This window comes from Streptomyces sp. NPDC002574 (assembly GCF_042889545.1).
Taxonomy (GTDB): Bacteria; Actinomycetota; Actinomycetes; order Streptomycetales; family Streptomycetaceae; genus Actinacidiphila.
Window position 1 is genome coordinate 148,267 of the sequence record NZ_JBIARB010000007.1, and the last position, 15,340, is coordinate 163,606.

The window sequence follows — 15,340 nt, forward strand, 5'->3', positions numbered from 1 at the left end:
TACGTGCTGTCCCCCGTGCTCGGGAGCGTTCGCGGGGTGTCGGGTCAACCGCGGCAACGTCATCGGGCCACCGCGGCGGCGAGCCGGTCCAGGGCGCGCATCGCCGAGGCGGGGCTGGTGGTGCCGTTGCTGAGGAAGGCGAAGGTGACGAGCCGCCCGTCGGCGTTCACCACGGTGCCGGCCAGCGCGTTGACCCCGGTGAGGGTGCCGGTCTTGGCGCGGATGACGCCCATGCCGCCGCCGGCGTCGCCCGCGGTGAAGCGTTCCTTCAGCGAGCCGGTGAAGTGGGCGATCGGCAGGCCCGTCAGGGTGGGCCGCAGCTCGGGGTACTCGGGGTCGCCGGCCAGCACCAGGAGCCGGGCGAGCTGGTCGGCGGTGAGCCGGTCGGCGCGGTTCAGGCCGCTGCCGTCGGTGAAACGGGCACCCTTGAGCGGGACGCCCAGCTCGCGCAGGGCGGAGGAGATGCCCTGGGCGCCGCCGCTGAAGGAGCCGGGCAGACCGGCGGCGAGGGCGGTGTGCCGGGCCAGGGCCTCGGCGATGTCGTTGTCGCTGTTGGTGAGCATCCGCTCGACCAGGTCGGACAGCGGCGCCGAGCGCACCACCGCCAGCCGGTCGGCGGCGCCCCCCTCGGGGGCCGAGCGCCGGTCCACCGCGCCGGTGACCTTCACGCCCCGGTCGCGGAGCATTCCCGCGAAGGTGGTCGCCGCCTTGGCCGCGGGGTCCCAGACCCGGGCCACCGGGCCCTTCCAGCTCTTGCCGTCGGCCCGGCCCTCGTCCGTCATGAGGGCGTCGACCGGGGCGATGTTGTCGTTGTGCCCGATGGGATGAACCGTGGGCCCGCTGTAGAGCGACGTGTCGTACGACAGCCGCACGGTGCGCGTGCCGCGGGCCTTGAGGGCGCGGGCGGTGCCGTCGGCGAGGGCGCGCAGCGAGGCCGCGGCGTAGCCGCCCCCGGCGGACTTGCGGGCCGTGAGGGTGGGATCGCCGCCGCCCACCAGGACGACGCGGTCGTCGCCGTCCGCGACGACACCGGTGGTGAGCCGGTGGTCGGGTCCGAGCAGCGACAGCGCGGCGACCGCCGTGGCGATCTTCGTGGTGGAGGCGGGCACCGCCGCGGTGCCCTCCCGGTGCCCCCAGACGCCCTCGCCGGTGGCCGCGTCGACGACCGCCCCGGTGGTCAGCGGCCCGAGCGCCCGGTCCTTGAGCAGCGGTGCGAGCCGGCCGGCGAGGCCGCTGTCGGCCGGCGGCACGGCTCCCTGCGTGCCCACGGCGGCGGCGAGCACCTGGGGCGCAGGGACGGGCGCGGAGGCCCCCTTGCGGCCCCCGGCGGGCCTGCTGGGCGGCCTCCCCGCCCCGCCGGCCCCGACCGGCCTTTCCTCCCGGGAGGCGGCCCTCACCCGTTCGGCCGTACGCTGGCCTGACTCCCACGGTCCCGCGAGGGCCACCGCTGTCAGCGCCACGGCGAGGCCGGCGGCGGTCGACCCCGCCACCACCTGCCAGTTCTTTGAGACGGGCACCCCGGACCAGCCCCTTTCGCGACCACACACAAGCGTGGGAGACACTTAATCACCAGAAGTATGTGCTGATCATGGAGGACAGGCTGTGCTCGAGTTCGACGTCACGATCGAGATCCCGAAGGGTTCCCGGAACAAGTACGAAGTGGACCACGAGACCGGTCGTATCCGCCTGGACAGGCACCTGTTCACCTCGACGGTCTACCCGGCGGACTACGGCTTCGTGGAGAACACCCTCGGCGAGGACGGCGACCCCCTGGACGCCCTCGTCCTGCTGGACGAGCCGACCTTCCCGGGCGTCCTCGTGCGCTGCCGCACGATCGGCATGTTCCGCATGACGGACGAGGCCGGCGGCGACGACAAGCTGCTGTGCGTGCCGGCGTCCGACCCGCGCGTGGAGCACCTGCGGGACATCCACCACGTCTCGGAGTTCGACCGCCTGGAGATCCAGCACTTCTTCGAGGTCTACAAGGACCTGGAGCCCGGCAAGTCCGTCGAGGGCGCCAACTGGGTCGGCCGCGCCGAGGCCGAGGCCGAGATCGAGGCGTCCTACAAGCGCCTGAAGGAGCACGGCGGCCACTGACGCCGTGCCACCGCCGAGGGCGGCGCGCTCCCTTCCGGGGCGCGCCGCCCTCGTGCGTGCTCAGGGGCGCCGCGCAGCCTCCTCGCCCTCCCCGCAGGCCGCCAGCAGTTCCGCCAGGGAGCCGTGCAGCGCGGTGGCCAGCGCGTCCGCGTCGGGCACGGCGGTGGCATCCGCGAAGAGCCCGATGTGGACCCGGCCCCGGTAGGTCGAGATGGCCACGGCCAGCGACTGGCCGCGGGCGAGCGGGGCGATCGGATGGAGTTCGGTCATCCGGCAGCCGCCCAGCGTCAGCGGCACGTCGAGCATCGGCACGTTGGTGACCAGCACGTCGAACAGCAGGCGCGCGGAGGCGGCCAGCAGCGGCGCCGCGAAGCGGTGCGCGAGCGGCGGCACGCTGTCGGCGAGCAGCGCCACCGCCCCGGGGCCGGTGTCCGGCCCGGCGGCCTTGTTGCGGTCCATGCCCTCGCGCACACCGCGCAGCCGGGCCAGCGGGTCGGCCTCGCCGACCGGCAGCCGCAGCAGGTAGCCGGAGATGCGGTTGCCCCGGCCGCCGCGCACGCCCTTGCGGCGGCGGCGCGCCACCGGGATCAGCGCGCGCGGGCCGGGGCCGTCCGGGTCGTCGCCGCGCGCCTCCATCCAGCGCCGCAGGGCGCCGGCGACGACGGCCATGACGACGTCGTTGACGGTGCCGCCGCTGGTCTTGCGGACCCGGTGCATGTCGTCCACCTCGAGCGAGGCGCCGGCGAAGCGGCGCGGCGCGCCGCCGTGCCGGGGGGCGGCGCCGAGCGCGGCCGGGCCACCGGGGTCGAGGGAGGCACGCAGCACCGCCGAGCCGATGCCCAGCGCCCGGCCCGCCTCGCGCACCCGCGACGGCAGGGAGGCGACCATCTGCCGCGGGTCGGGGAGCCCGGAGAGACCGGGAAGACCCGGCAGGCCGGGCAGCCCCGGGAGCGCGGGCAGGTGGAGACCGGCCGGCTGCCGGGGCGCGGGCGGCGACGTGGCCGCCGCGGCGCGCGGCGCGGGGGTGGCCGGGGCCGCCGGGCGTACGCCCTGGTCGAGCAGGACCGCCCCGAACTCCACCGCGCGCAGGCCGTCGGCCAGCGCGTGGTGCAGTTTGACGAGCACGGAGAAGGGCGCGTCGGGCGCGCCCTCGATGACGTACACCTCCCACGGCGGGTGCTCGCGGTCCATCGGACGGGACATCAGTTCCGCGACGGCCGCCGAGGTGTCGGCGCGCCGGACGGCGTGCACATGCCGCCGGACGTCGAAGTGCTCGTCGGGGGCCCAGGCGGCGCCGCCGACGCCGTACCAGACGTCGCGCACGCGCTGGCGCATGCGCGGGGCGTTCTCGGCGCGCGCGGTGATCAGGGCCGCGAGGCCCTCGGCGTCGACCGGGTGCTCCGGGTCGCGCTCGAAGACGGCGACGGCGCCCAGGTACATGGGATGGCCGGGTGAGTCGAGATTCCAGAAGGCGAGATCCAGCGGGCTCAACAGCTCGTCAGCCAAGGCTCCTCGCCTCCGAAAGTTCGGTTTTGCCCCGGATCGGACACCCATGTACGCAGTGAAACGCCTGGGAATGATTACTCAACTACGACCACGATACGGACAGTTAACATCAGATTTCCCGACGCATCATCAGGAACGGCCGTCCGGGGGGCAGCAGGGCTCAGAATCCGCGCGTGCGCTTCGCCGCCGCACGGCGTCGTGCCTGGTCAGCGCCGCCGGGCAGCCTCAGGAAGAGCCGCGCGATCTCGCCGCCGAGGTTCACTCCGATGGCCACGGCGAGCGCCAGCGCGGCGGCTTTGGTGAGCGAGGCGAACCCCTGGTCCAAATGGCCCCGGGTGAGTCCGAGCAGTCCGTAGTACGTCGCCGAGCCGGGCAGCAGCGGCCCGATCGCGGCCGTCACGTACGGCAGCGCGGAGGCGAAGCGGTAGCGGGAGAGCATCTGCCCGAACAGGCCCACCAGCCCGGCGGCGACGGCGGTCGCGGCCACCGGCGACATCCCGATGCCGAGGGACTCCTGGTGCAGCGCCGCGTAGACCGTCCACGCCACGCCGCCGTTGAGCGCGGCCAGCGCCAGCACCCCGCGCTCGCACTGCAGCAGCACCGCGAAGGCCAGGCTCAGCACCATCGCCGCCACCAGTTGCAGCGGCGGGTTCTCGTACGCGCGCAGCGCCTGGTCCGGGTCGAGCTGTGCGCCCAGGCTGACCCCGGCGTACAGGATCAGGGTGACGCCGATGACGATGCCGGTGAAGAGGTACATCACCTCCAGCAGCCGGGCCGAGGCGGTGATGTAGAAGCCGGTCAGGCCGTCCTGCACGGCTGCCACCAGGGCCCGCCCCGGGATCAGGGCGAACAGGCCACCGGTGATGACGGAGGAGGCCTGCAGCGTGCTCGTGCCGGGCAGCACATGGCCGAAGCGGGCGATGAGCACGCCCAGCGCGGCGGCCGGCATGGCCGCCGCGACGAACTGGTAGAACTCCGGCAGCCCGCGTCCCGCGCACAGCCAGGCCAGCCGGTCGCCCAGCATGGCCCCGAGCGCAGCGACCGCGAAGACCACCGGGCCGCCGCCGCCCACCAGCAGGCTCGCCGCGCCCGCGAGCAGCCCCGCGGCCCCGGTCAGCAGCCAGCCGGGGTAGGGGTGGCGGTTGCGCCGGATCAGCGCGAGACGGCGGTAGGCGTCCTCGAGGGTCAGGTCGGCGGCGGTGATGTCGTTGATCAGCCGGAAGACGGCCGCGAGGCGCGTGTAGTCGGTGGCCCGGCGGCGCACCGTGCGGTTGGCGGTGGCTGGCGGGTCCACCAGCGAGGGCTGGTAGGAGATGCTCAGCAGCGTGAAGGTCACGGACGGCTCGACCCGGCCGAGCCCGTACGCGTGGGCCACGCCGAGCATCGCGGCCTCGACGTCCTCCGCGCCCTCGCCGCCGGCGAGGAGCAGCTCCCCGATGCGCAGCGTCAGGTCGAGCACGCGCGGCACGGCGGGCCCGGTGCCGGCCTCCGGCTGCGCGGCGGGCTGCTCCGGCGCCGGGCGCTCGCCGAGCGGCATGCGCAGCATCGTCCGCATGCGGTCCGGCCAGGGGGCCTCCTTGGAGAGGCTGACCACCGGGATGCCCTCGGGGGGCGTGAACGCCGGGTGCGACAGCTGCGGGGAGGTCCTGGGGCGCGTGAAGGCGGACCCCCGCGGCTCCGGCTTGGGCAGCTCGACCCCGAGCGGCGGGGTGAATTCCGAGCCGCCGGTCGGCTGCTCGGGCTCCTCCGGGTACGCCACCGCGGTCCTCCTCTCGGTCCTCGACGTGATTCCGCGCCGGGCGTGGCAGGGGGAGGGTGTCGCCACCCTCCCCCAGGCACAGCGGTTCGACTGCCCATTAACCCCGGACGTTAACGCCGGTTCGCACGGTGGCGCCCGCCGCCGGAGGCGGTGGGGCTCTGGACGGGCGGCTGCATCGGGCCGGCGCCGTCGGCCGGGGACTCCGGCCGCGGCGGGGCCTTCTTCGCCGCGGAGCGGGCCCGCAGGAACTCGATGGCGATCGGAACGACCGAGACCAGGACGATCGCGACCAGCATCAGCTCGATGTGCTCGCGCACGAACGCGATCTGCCCGAGCCAGTAGCCGAGCAGCGTCACCCCCGCGCCCCACAGGGTGCCGCCGATGACGTTGTAGGTGACGAAGGTGCGGTAGTTCATCCGGCTGACACCGGCCACGATGGGCGTGAACGTCCGCACGATCGGCACGAAACGGGCCAGGACGATCGACTTCGCGCCGTACTTCTCGAAGAACTCGTGCGCCTTCTCGATGTTCTCCTGCTTGAACAGCTTGGAGTTCGGGCGGCGGAAGAGCGAGGGGCCGACCTTGCGGCCGAAGAGGTAGCCGACCTGGTCACCGGCGATGGCGGCGAGCACGACGAGCAGGCAGACGGCCCAGATCGGCCAGTCCAGCTTGCCGCCGGCCACCAGCAGGCCACCGGTGAACAGCAGGGAGTCACCGGGCAGGAAGAACCCGATGAGCAGACCCGACTCGGCGAACACGATCGCCAGCAGGCCGATGAGGCCCGCGGACGAGATGAGGTAATCGGGGTCGAGCCATTGCGGGCCCAGGGCGATAGTCGTCACGCGCCAAAAGTATCAACGCGGTCGGGACCGAACCGTCCCCCGTGGGCGAACGCTCGGCCACGGCCACCCCACGCGTTTCACCGTGCACCACCGCACATCACCCGTCACCGCGGAATCCTCCCCTTCGGGGGGAACCCGCGGGAAGTACGGCATTTCCCCGGCGGCCCGGCGTGCGTCCCGCGCGGGACGGCGATCGCCGCGCACGATGCCCCCATGGATATCGACGAGTACGGCGGCGGACAGCGGCAGGGGTCCGACGTCCTGGTGGTCACCACGAACGACGTCCCCGGCTTCCGGGTGGAGCGGGTGATCGGCGAGGTCTTCGGCCTCACCGTCCGCTCCCGCCATCTGGGCAGCCAGATCGGCGCGGGCCTGAAGTCCCTGGTCGGCGGGGAGCTGAAGGGGCTCACCAAGACCCTGGCGCAGACCCGCACCCAGGCGATGGAGCGGCTGGTCGAGCAGGCGCGGGCGCGCGGCGCGAACGCCGTGCTGACGATGCGCTTCGACGTCAGCGAGGCAGCCGACGTCGGCACCGAGGTGTGCGCCTACGGCACGGCGGCGGTCATCACCCCTGAGCCCGCCTAGCGTTGGCGACGATCGCGTCGTGCACGTACTGGGCGGTGCCCGGCGCGATCGCCTCGTAGAAGGCGTTGAAGCGCGGGTCGGCCAGGTACATCGCGGCGAGACCGGTGTGGATCTCGTACGTGCAGTCGTAGTAGTGGTCCACGATGAACCGCCGGTGCTCCTCGGCGAGGTCCATCGCCGCCTCGCCGTCGGCCGGGGCACCGGACGCGCGGAGCGCCACGAGCCTGCTGCCCCAGTCGTCCTGCTCGGCCTTGATCCGCAGCCAGTCCTCCTTGGTGTACGAGGCGGCGCGGCGCTGCGACTGCTCGTACGCCGCGGTGTCGCCCCAGCGCTGCCTGGTCTCCTCGGCGTGCTGGTCGGGGTCGTAGTCGCCGAAGACCTCGAACTTCTCCTCGGGCGTGAGGTTGATGCCCATCGTGCGTGCCTCCATGGCTCGTTGGACGGCGTCGGCCATCTCCGTCAGCTTCCCGATCCGCTCGGTCAGCAGCTCGTGCTGCCGCCGCAGGTGCTCCCGCGGGTCCGCGGCCGGGTCGTCGAGGAGGACCGCCACCTGGTCCAGGGGAAAGCCGAGCTCCCGGTAGAAGAGGATCTGCTGCAGCCGGTCGAGGTCGGCGTCGCCGTAGCGGCGGTGGCCCGCGTGGCTGCGGTCGCTGGGCGAGAGCAGCCCGATCTCGTCGTAATGGTGCAGCGTACGGACGGTCACGCCGGCGAAACCCGCCACCTGCCCGACCGACCAGCCCGTGCTCGTGTTCATGACCACACCCTCCGGCCTCACGCCACGTGAGGTGCAAGTGCCATATTGGTGCCCATGCTGGGTATCACCGACCTGTCGACCTACGTGCTGGGCACCGTACTGATCGTGCTGCTGCCGGGGCCCAACTCCCTCTACACCCTCTCCGTCGCGGCGCGGCGCGGGGTCCGTACCGCCTACCGCGCGGCGCTGGGCGTCTTCCTCGGCGACACGGTGCTGATGACCGCCTCGGCGGCCGGGGTGGCGGGCCTGCTCACCGCCAACCCCGTGCTCTTCGGCATCGTGAAGTACGCGGGCGCCGGCTACCTGGCGTGGATCGCGTTCGGCATGGCGCGGGCCGCCTGGGGGATGTGGCGGGCGCGTCCCGGCGACGCCGAGCCGGAGCCGGTGCCGGCGGCCGCCGTCGTGGCCGAGGGGCCCGCGCAGACCGAGCAGCCGTTCCGGCGGGCGCTGGTGATCAGCCTGCTCAACCCGAAGGCGATCCTGTTCTTCATCTCCTTCTTCGTGCAGTTCGTCGACCCCGGCTACGCCCATCCGGCGCTGTCCTTCCTGGCGCTGGGCGCGATCGCCCAGGTCTTCAGCTTCAGCTACCTGACCCTGCTGATATTCGGGGGCACCTACCTGGCCGCCCAGTTCCGCCGTCGCAGGCGGCTCGCGGCCGGGCTGACCTCGGGCGCGGCGGCGCTGTTCCTGGGCTTCGCGGCGAAGCTGTCGATGGCCTCCTCGGTCTGACGGCTCGACCTGCCGAGGTGCCGCATCGCGCTTAGTGTGAGCGCTATGTCGCTGCACAAGGGTGCCGAGGGTCTGCCGAAACTCGCCGTCAACCCCTTCTACGCGGGGGCCGATCCGGTCACGGGCATGCGCACCGCGCCGCCCAAGCACCAGCTCCCGGACGGCCCGATGCCGCCCGCGACGGCGTACCAGCTGGTCCACGACGAGCTGATGCTCGACGGGAACGCCCGGCTCAACCTGGCCACCTTCGTCACCACCTGGATGGAGCGCGAGGCCCAGGTGCTGATGGCCGAGTGCTTCGACAAGAACATGATCGACAAGGACGAGTACCCGCGCACCGCCGAACTGGAGCGGCGCTGCGTGTCGATGCTCGCCAACCTGTGGAACGCGCCCGACCCGGAGAAGGCCGTCGGCTGCTCCACCACCGGCTCCTCCGAGGCCTGCATGCTCGCCGGGATGGCGCTCAAGCGCCGCTGGATGAAGCGCCAGGGCGACCGCTATCCGGCGCAGGCCCGCCCCAACCTGGTCATGGGCGTCAACGTGCAGGTCTGCTGGGAGAAGTTCTGCAACTTCTGGGAGATCGAGGCGCGCACGGTGCCCGTCGAGGGCGACCGGCTGCACCTGGACGCCGCATCCGCCCTGGCACGGTGCGACGAGAACACCATCGGCGTCGTCGCCGTCCTCGGGTCCACCTTCGACGGCTCCTACGAACCGGTGGCCGAGATCTGCGCCGCCCTGGACGGCCTCCAGGAGCGCACCGGCCTCGACATCCCCGTCCATGTCGACGGGGCCTCCGGCGGCATGATCGCGCCCTTCCTCGACGAGGACCTGGTCTGGGACTTCCGGCTGCCGCGGGTGGCGTCGATCAACACCTCCGGCCACAAGTACGGGCTGGTCTACCCGGGCGTGGGCTGGGCGCTGTGGCGGGACACCGAGGCGCTGCCCGAGGAGCTGGTCTTCCGGGTCAACTACCTCGGCGGCGACATGCCGACCTTCGCCCTGAACTTCTCCCGGCCCGGATCGCAGGTCGCCGCGCAGTACTACACCTTCCTGCGACTCGGCCGCGACGGCTACCGCGTCGTCCAGCAGACCGCCCGCGACGTGGCCACGTACCTGGCCTCACGGATCGAGGAGTACGGCGACTTCCGGCTGATCACCCGGGGCGACCAGCTGCCGGTGTTCGCCCTCACCACCGCCGACCACGTCACCGCGTACGACGTCTTCGACGTCTCCCGGCGGATGCGCGAGCGCGGCTGGCAGGTGCCCGCCTACACCTTCCCCGCCGACCGCGAGGACCTGGCGGTGCTGAGGATCGTCGTCCGCAACGGATTCTCCGAGGACCTCGCGGACCTCTTCCTCGCCGACCTGGAGCGCTACCTGCCCCAGCTGCGCGAACAGGAGCACCCCCTGCACCCGCCCGGCCAGGCACCCACGGCCTTCCACCACTGAGCCGCCCCGCCCCGGGCAGACGCATCCCATGGGCAAGGACACTCAGACCAAGGGCACCGTATTCGTCGCTCTCGCCGCGAACCTGGTGATCGCCGTGGCGAAGGCGGTCGGAGGCCTGATCAGCACATCGCCGGCGCTGCTGTCGGAAGCGGCGCACTCGGTCGCCGACACCCTCAACGAGATCTTCCTGCTCGCCGCGCTGCGCCGCAGCCGGCGCAGGCCCGACGCGCAGCACCCCTTCGGCTACGGGAAGGAGCGGTACTTCTGGTCGCTGCTCGCCGCCGTCGGCATCTTCGTCATGGGCGGCTGCTTCTCCTTCTACCAGGGCATCACCGCCTTCCACGAGCACGAGCCGCACACCCTCAAGGCCTTTCTGATCGCCACCGCCGTGCTCGTGATCTCCCTCATCGCCGAGGGATCGTCCCTGGTCAAGGCGCTGCTCCAGGTACGGGGCGGGGCGCGGGAGCACGGCCGCTCCTTCCGCACCGAGCTGCGCGAGGGCGAGGACCCCACCTTGCGCACGGTGATCGGCGAGGACAGCGCGGCCGTCCTCGGCGTCCTGCTGGCCCTGGCGGGTGTGGGGCTGCACTGGGCCACCGGCGGGCGGCAGTGGGAGGCCTGGGCGTCCCTGGCCATCGCCGTACTGCTGATGTTCGTGGCCTACCGGCTGGGCAAGGACTGCCGCGACACCCTCATCGGCGAGGCCGCCGACCCGCGGCTGCGGCAGCGGGCGCACGAACTGCTGACGCGGCAGCCGGAGATCGACACGGTGACCGCGCTGCTGACGATGCGGCTCGGCGTCGACTCGGTGCTGCTGGCCGTCCGGGTCGACCTGACCGAGGGCATCGACAGCGAGACGGTCGAGGAGGCCGCGGTCCGGATCAAGAGCACGCTCGCCGAGGAGTTCCCCGAGCTGGACCAGATCTTCCTGGACGTCACGGACGCGACCGCGGAGGACCGCCGCGAGGCGCACGAGCTGGGCCGGTCACTGCGCGCGGAGGCGGCACGGCACGAGGGCAGGAACTGACCGGTCGCCCGGTCGGTCCCTGCCCTCGTCGTGGTGCGTGCCTGCGCGCGTTACCGCACGTCGACGAAGACCGCGGTCCCGTCGCTGTCGAAGTGCTTCGCGTCACCGAAGTACTGGATCAGCCACTTTCCGTCCGAGGCCGGCTTGCCCTTGAGGGTGGCCCTGCCCGTCGAGTTCGTGGTGCCCGACGAGATGTACGTCCACTTCGTCGAGCCCTTCTTCTGGAAGAACAGCTCGACGTGCCCGCTCCTGTACGGCCGCCACGTGCCGGACACGTACTCCTTCAAAGTGCCGGTGAACGTGACGGCGGCGCCCTTCTTGACCTTGGTGGAGGACGCCTTCATCGAGTACAGCCGCGTGTTGGTGCGGGTCAGCCGGACGGGCCGGCTGGCGGACTCGGCGAACTGGTCCGAGGTGTAGTGGTGCAGGCGGTAGTAACCGTCGAGGTAGCCCCACTTGCTGATCGTGACCGTGCCGCCGTTGTTCTGCGCGTACCCGGTGCCGATGTCCTTCCAGCCCGACTTGCCGTCCTTGGAGTACTCGAGGTGGACGAACTGGGGCTCGTAGATGCTCGACACCCGGTCGTAGGCCGCGAACAGCCGGGCCGACACGGTCACCTTGACGTCGGCGCCGATCCTCGAGGTCACCTCGGTGAAGACGGAGTCCGCCGGCAGGACGATCGGGCCACTGGCGGCCGCGGAGGCGCTCAGGTAGGGGTCGTCCTCGGCGGCGGACCAGCCGCCCCAGTCGTTCTGCGCGCGGGCCGCGATCACCTTGCCGCTGAAGGAGCCCGTGGCGCCGGTGACGACCGTGACCGGCTGCGCCGCGCCGAGCGCCAGTCGCACGGACGCCCCGGCGACGGGGGTGCCCGCGGTGTCCTTGACGCTGCCGCTGATGGTCACCGCCTGGCCGGACACCGCGCGGGTGCGGTCGGCCTTGGCGGTGACGACCACGTTCGTCTGCTGCATCTGCGGGTTCCCGGCGGCCGCCTGGGCGGTGCCGTGCACCTGCGCGTCGTCCGCGGAGAACGCCGCGGACAGCCCTGCCCACGTGACGACGGGGAACTCCGGTGAGACGAAGGAGCCGTCCGCCCCGGTGACGGCCTGCCCGGTGCTGTCCGGGCGTCCGTCCACGGAGTAGTAGGTGCGGGTCACGCCGACCGTGGCGCCCTCGAGGGGCACCTCGTCCCCGCTGCCGGGCTGCACACCGAGGAGCGTGCCGGTGACGCCCGCCGTGCGGTGGTCCTTGTCGAGCAGCGTCCGGGTCAGAGCGGTGGTGAGGACGGGCCTCAGGGTGAAGTCCAGGGAGCCGGCACCCGTGCGGACGGCGGTGTCGCCCTGGTCGTCGGTGGCGGTGATGTCGATGGCGTACCGGCCGAGGTGCGGCATGACGCCGCCGTCCTCGGTCAGCTTCAGCACGGCGTCGGAGGGCACGGACCACTGCTCACCGGAACCGGCGAGCCGCAGGCCGTCCACGACGACCGCGTCACCGTCGCGCACGGTCGCCGTGACCGAGGTGACCGAGCCACCGGGGGCGTCGGTCCACACCGGCACGGTGAAGGACCCGCGCTGGGTGTCGGCCGTCCGCGCCACGCCGATGCCGAGCGGCCCGGCGTCGGCGGCGAGGGCGGGAGCGACGGCGAGCCCGCCGGAGAGCGCGGCCACCGAGGCGATCAGCGCGAGAACGCGCCGGGAATCAACGGGCATTGATGTACTCCGTCTTCGACTCGCTGGAGAAGTGCGTGGAGTCCGCCTCCAGGTACGCGCCCCACGTGGCGTCGGCGTACGCCTTGGTGCTGAGGCTGAAGTGGCCGGCCGCGTCGGTCTTCCCCTTCACGGTCCAGTACCAGGAGCTCTCGCCCTTGGGCTTGAGGACGATCACGATCTTCCCGCCCTTGTACGCCCTCCACTTGCCGCCCGACAGGTACTGCAGCGTGCCCTTGGCCTTCAACGCCCCGCCGAGACGGGGGCTGTTCGGCGTCATGTCGAAGGACACGATCCGGGTCACCGTGCGGTGCAGGCGCTTGGTGCCCGACGCCACCGCGAGCATCCCGTCCGACTCGGAGTGGTAGACGCGGTAGTAGCCGTCCGTGTAGCCCCAGGCGCCCATCGAGAAGGAGCACTTGCCGGTGCCGTTGTCGCTCGCCTGGACCGACGTGAGGGACTTCCAGCCGGTCCTGCCGTCCTTGGAGTACTGCAGCCAGACCTGGGCGCCCCAGCAGGAGCCCGCCAGGATGCCCTTGGCGGTGACCTTCCCGTAGGCGTCCAGCGACATGCTCACGCCCGAATAGGTACCGGCCGTGGGCACGTTGACGAGGTGCTCGGCGTCCGCGTAGTCGGCCAGGTACTCCGACGGCCTGACGTAGGTGTAGTGCCAGGTGCTCTTGGTCGCCGTCACCGGGAACGCGAAGTTCCCCGAGGCGTCCGCGGTGCCCGTGCCCATCAGGCCGGGCACGGTGTAGCGGTACACGTCCGCCGGCTGCGGGGTGGTGACCAGCGGGGCACCGGCGAAGGGCTTCCACCCCTGGTCGGTCAGCCGCTGGACGGTACCCCGCATCGTGAAGGTGCTGCCCTTGTGGACCCGCTTGGCCGACGGGTCGCCGCTGATCCGGTACTCGACCGCGCGGGCGGGCAGTTCGGGCAGCGCGACCGCGGCCGCCGGGTCGGTGTCGGCCCTGCCGAGGGCGACGGCGCTGCCGGCGGTGACCGCACCGCCGGGCGTGACGCCGACCGAGAAGGTGCCGTCGGCGCCGGAGGTCGCCGTCGCCGAGCCGGACTTGAAGTCCGCCCCGACACGGGCGGTCCAGTTCACCCGCACCTGCGTGCCGGGCGCGGACGGACCGGTCGTGCCGGTCGCCGGGTCGAAGGTCGTGACGGTGCCGCTGAGCACCGCCGTCCGGTGGTCGAAGTCGGTGGTGTCACGGTCGTAGCCGAGCTTGCCGACCCCGGTGTGCAACCGGTAGACGAACCGGCCCGCCGTACCGTGCTCGGCACCGGTCCAGTGCTGGACGGTGCCGCCGGGCAGGCGGTAGTCGACGTCCACCGGATAGTCGCCGTAGGCCTTGCCCTCGGGCAGGGCGAGCGGCTCGACGGTGGACCAGCCGCGCTGCCAGGAGTAGGTCAGGTCGTCGGTCGAGGCGAGCACCGCGGCGTCCGCCGCGGCGGACTCCCGGACGCTCACCTTGACCCACAGTGCCTCACTGGTGTCGAGACCGACGGCGAGCGTGCCGTCGTCGCCGGTGGACAGGCCGCGGACGGTCTCCCCGTCGGCGAAGGCGGGCGCGGCGGCCAACGGTCCCACCGCGAGGCCGCCGGCGAGAAGGAGTACGGCCGCGCTGCGGATGACGGCAGGCCGGTGTGCGCGCGATATGCGCATGCAGGACCCCCCACAGGTCAGAAGAACCGGCGGCGGCAAGATCGCACGCCGGAGGCCGAACAGTAACGGACCTGTGTGACCGCTGTGAGGGGTGGGGGCCCGGGACCGAGCCTCAGTCCCCCGGGCCGGGCACGCGCACCCCGTGCCGGGCCAGCCAGGGGAGCGGGGGGACGGCTGAGCCCATCTGCGGGGTGACGCGGACCTCGAAGTGGAGGTGGGGGCCGGTGGAGTTGCCCGAACTGCCGGACAGCCCGATGGGCTGCCCGGCGCGCACCCGGCGGCCCGGCGCGGTCTCGATGACGGACAGGTGGGCGTAGTGCGTGCAGTAGCCGTCGTCGTGCCGGACGACGATCTGGTTGCCGAAGCCGTCGCCGCAACCGGCCGCCACCACGGTGCCGTCGCCGACCGCGCGGACCGGGGTGCCGGAGGGGACGGCGAAGTCCTGGCCGGTGTGCCGGTGCGCCCAGTGGGACCCGGCGTCGTCGAAACCGGCGGACAGCCGGTAGTGCGCCACCGGGCTCACCCAGTGCGGAAGGCCGCGGCGGGCGGCGGCCGGGACCGGGACGTCGTCGGGGTCGGTGTGCGGGCAGCGGTCGGGGACGTCGCCGCCCAGCAGGCCGAGGTCACGGGCGGCGAGCCCGGCGCCGGCGCGCACCAGCTTCTCCTGGATGCTCCGCCGGAGTTCGGCCTGCCGCCGCGCCTGGCGGTCCAGCGCCTCCAGCGCGGCGGTCAGCGCCGCCGCGTCCTCGGCCAGCCGGCGCTGCGCGACCCGGTGCGCGGTCAGCAGCGCGGCCTCGGCGTGCTCGCCCTGGCGGACCAGGGTCACGTCCTCCAGCAGGCGGTCCGGGCTCCCCGACAGCAGCAGCCGCGCCGACGGGCTCAGTCCCGCGTTGCGGTACTCCGTACGGGCCATGGCCCCGACCCGGTCCCGCAGCAGCCGCAGCCGGCGCCGCTCACCCCGGGTCGTCGCCCGCAGCCCGCGCAGTTCGGCACGCTTGCGCTCGGTCGCCAGCTCCACCGCCTGGTACCGCTCCACGGCGCGTTCGGCCTCCGCGTACAGCCGGTGCACACCGGGACTGTCCGCGGGCCGGTCCGTCGCCGCTGTCGCTGTCGTCGCCGCGGCCGTCCCCCGCAGCGCGAGGGGCACCGCCAGCAGCAGGCACAGCACAGCGGCCACCGCCTTGCATCGCATCGGCCCGATCGTGCGGCCGGCCGCC

Annotated in this window: 13 protein-coding genes; 5 read left to right on the forward strand and 8 right to left on the reverse strand. The window is 72.9% G+C overall.

From position 1 onward, the window contains the following. Positions 1 to 59: 59 nt before the first annotated feature. Complete coding sequence (gene dacB / locus ACFYXS_RS18145) at positions 60 to 1,268, reverse strand: D-alanyl-D-alanine carboxypeptidase/D-alanyl-D-alanine-endopeptidase (RefSeq protein WP_389249143.1); 1,209 nt, start codon at positions 1,266 to 1,268, stop codon at positions 60 to 62. Positions 1,269 to 1,602: 334 nt separating this feature from the next. On the opposite strand from dacB, the gene ACFYXS_RS18150 reads away from it, so the two are divergent. Then, positions 1,603 to 2,097 (forward strand): inorganic diphosphatase, encoded by a 495-nt coding sequence (locus tag ACFYXS_RS18150; RefSeq protein WP_389249145.1) that lies wholly within the window; start codon positions 1,603 to 1,605, stop codon positions 2,095 to 2,097. Positions 2,098 to 2,157: 60 nt separating this feature from the next. Here ACFYXS_RS18150 and ACFYXS_RS18155 read toward each other — a convergent pair whose 3' ends face one another. The 3 genes from ACFYXS_RS18155 to ACFYXS_RS18165 form a co-directional block, all read right to left on the reverse strand. Next, entirely contained in the window at positions 2,158 to 3,603 is a 1,446-nt protein-coding gene (locus ACFYXS_RS18155; protein WP_389249147.1) for a wax ester/triacylglycerol synthase family O-acyltransferase, read from the reverse strand. 160 nt (positions 3,604 to 3,763) lie between these two features. Next, complete coding sequence (locus ACFYXS_RS18160; RefSeq protein ID WP_389249150.1) at positions 3,764 to 5,362, reverse strand: threonine/serine exporter ThrE family protein; 1,599 nt, start codon at positions 5,360 to 5,362, stop codon at positions 3,764 to 3,766. A 110-nt stretch (positions 5,363 to 5,472) separates the two neighbouring features. After that, positions 5,473 to 6,204, reverse strand: a complete 732-nt coding sequence (locus ACFYXS_RS18165) for a DedA family protein (protein ID WP_389249152.1) — start codon at positions 6,202 to 6,204, stop codon at positions 5,473 to 5,475. 213 nt (positions 6,205 to 6,417) lie between these two features. On the opposite strand from ACFYXS_RS18165, the gene ACFYXS_RS18170 reads away from it, so the two are divergent. After that, positions 6,418 to 6,789: a YbjQ family protein gene (locus ACFYXS_RS18170; protein ID WP_319660383.1), complete on the forward strand. Its 372-nt coding sequence runs from the start codon at positions 6,418 to 6,420 to the stop codon at positions 6,787 to 6,789. On the opposite strand, the gene ACFYXS_RS18175 is transcribed toward ACFYXS_RS18170, so the two are convergent. Further along, positions 6,770 to 7,543, reverse strand: a complete 774-nt coding sequence (locus ACFYXS_RS18175) for a MerR family transcriptional regulator (protein ID WP_389249154.1) — start codon at positions 7,541 to 7,543, stop codon at positions 6,770 to 6,772. The two genes, ACFYXS_RS18170 and ACFYXS_RS18175, sit on opposite strands and share 20 nt — an antisense overlap. 54 nt (positions 7,544 to 7,597) lie before the next feature. Here ACFYXS_RS18175 and leuE point away from each other — a divergent pair, with 54 nt between their 5' ends. Genes leuE through ACFYXS_RS18190 form a run of 3 tightly spaced genes read left to right on the forward strand, consistent with a single transcriptional unit; the run spans position 7,598 to position 10,748 of the window. Next, positions 7,598 to 8,272: a leucine efflux protein LeuE gene (gene leuE, locus ACFYXS_RS18180; RefSeq protein WP_389249157.1), complete on the forward strand. Its 675-nt coding sequence runs from the start codon at positions 7,598 to 7,600 to the stop codon at positions 8,270 to 8,272. A gap of 45 nt (positions 8,273 to 8,317) precedes the next feature. Beyond that, positions 8,318 to 9,721: a glutamate decarboxylase gene (locus tag ACFYXS_RS18185; RefSeq protein ID WP_389249160.1), complete on the forward strand. Its 1,404-nt coding sequence runs from the start codon at positions 8,318 to 8,320 to the stop codon at positions 9,719 to 9,721. Between the two features lie 28 nt (positions 9,722 to 9,749). Next, positions 9,750 to 10,748, forward strand: coding sequence for a cation diffusion facilitator family transporter (locus tag ACFYXS_RS18190; RefSeq protein ID WP_389249162.1), 999 nt, complete (start codon positions 9,750 to 9,752; stop codon positions 10,746 to 10,748). Between the two features lie 50 nt (positions 10,749 to 10,798). Here the strand turns inward: ACFYXS_RS18190 and ACFYXS_RS18195 are convergent, their stop codons facing one another. The 3 genes from ACFYXS_RS18195 to ACFYXS_RS18205 all read right to left on the reverse strand — a co-directional run bounded on the left by ACFYXS_RS18195 (position 10,799) and on the right by ACFYXS_RS18205 (position 15,315). Continuing rightward, entirely contained in the window at positions 10,799 to 12,454 is a 1,656-nt protein-coding gene (locus ACFYXS_RS18195) for a carboxypeptidase-like regulatory domain-containing protein (RefSeq protein ID WP_389249164.1), read from the reverse strand. After that, entirely contained in the window at positions 12,444 to 14,123 is a 1,680-nt protein-coding gene (locus ACFYXS_RS18200) for a hypothetical protein (protein ID WP_389249167.1), read from the reverse strand. The genes ACFYXS_RS18195 and ACFYXS_RS18200 overlap by 11 nt, the downstream gene beginning before the upstream one ends. 112 nt (positions 14,124 to 14,235) lie before the next feature. Beyond that, a complete protein-coding gene (locus ACFYXS_RS18205) occupies positions 14,236 to 15,315 on the reverse strand; it encodes a M23 family metallopeptidase (RefSeq protein ID WP_389249169.1) in 1,080 nt (359 codons plus the stop codon). Positions 15,316 to 15,340 lie beyond the last annotated feature (25 nt).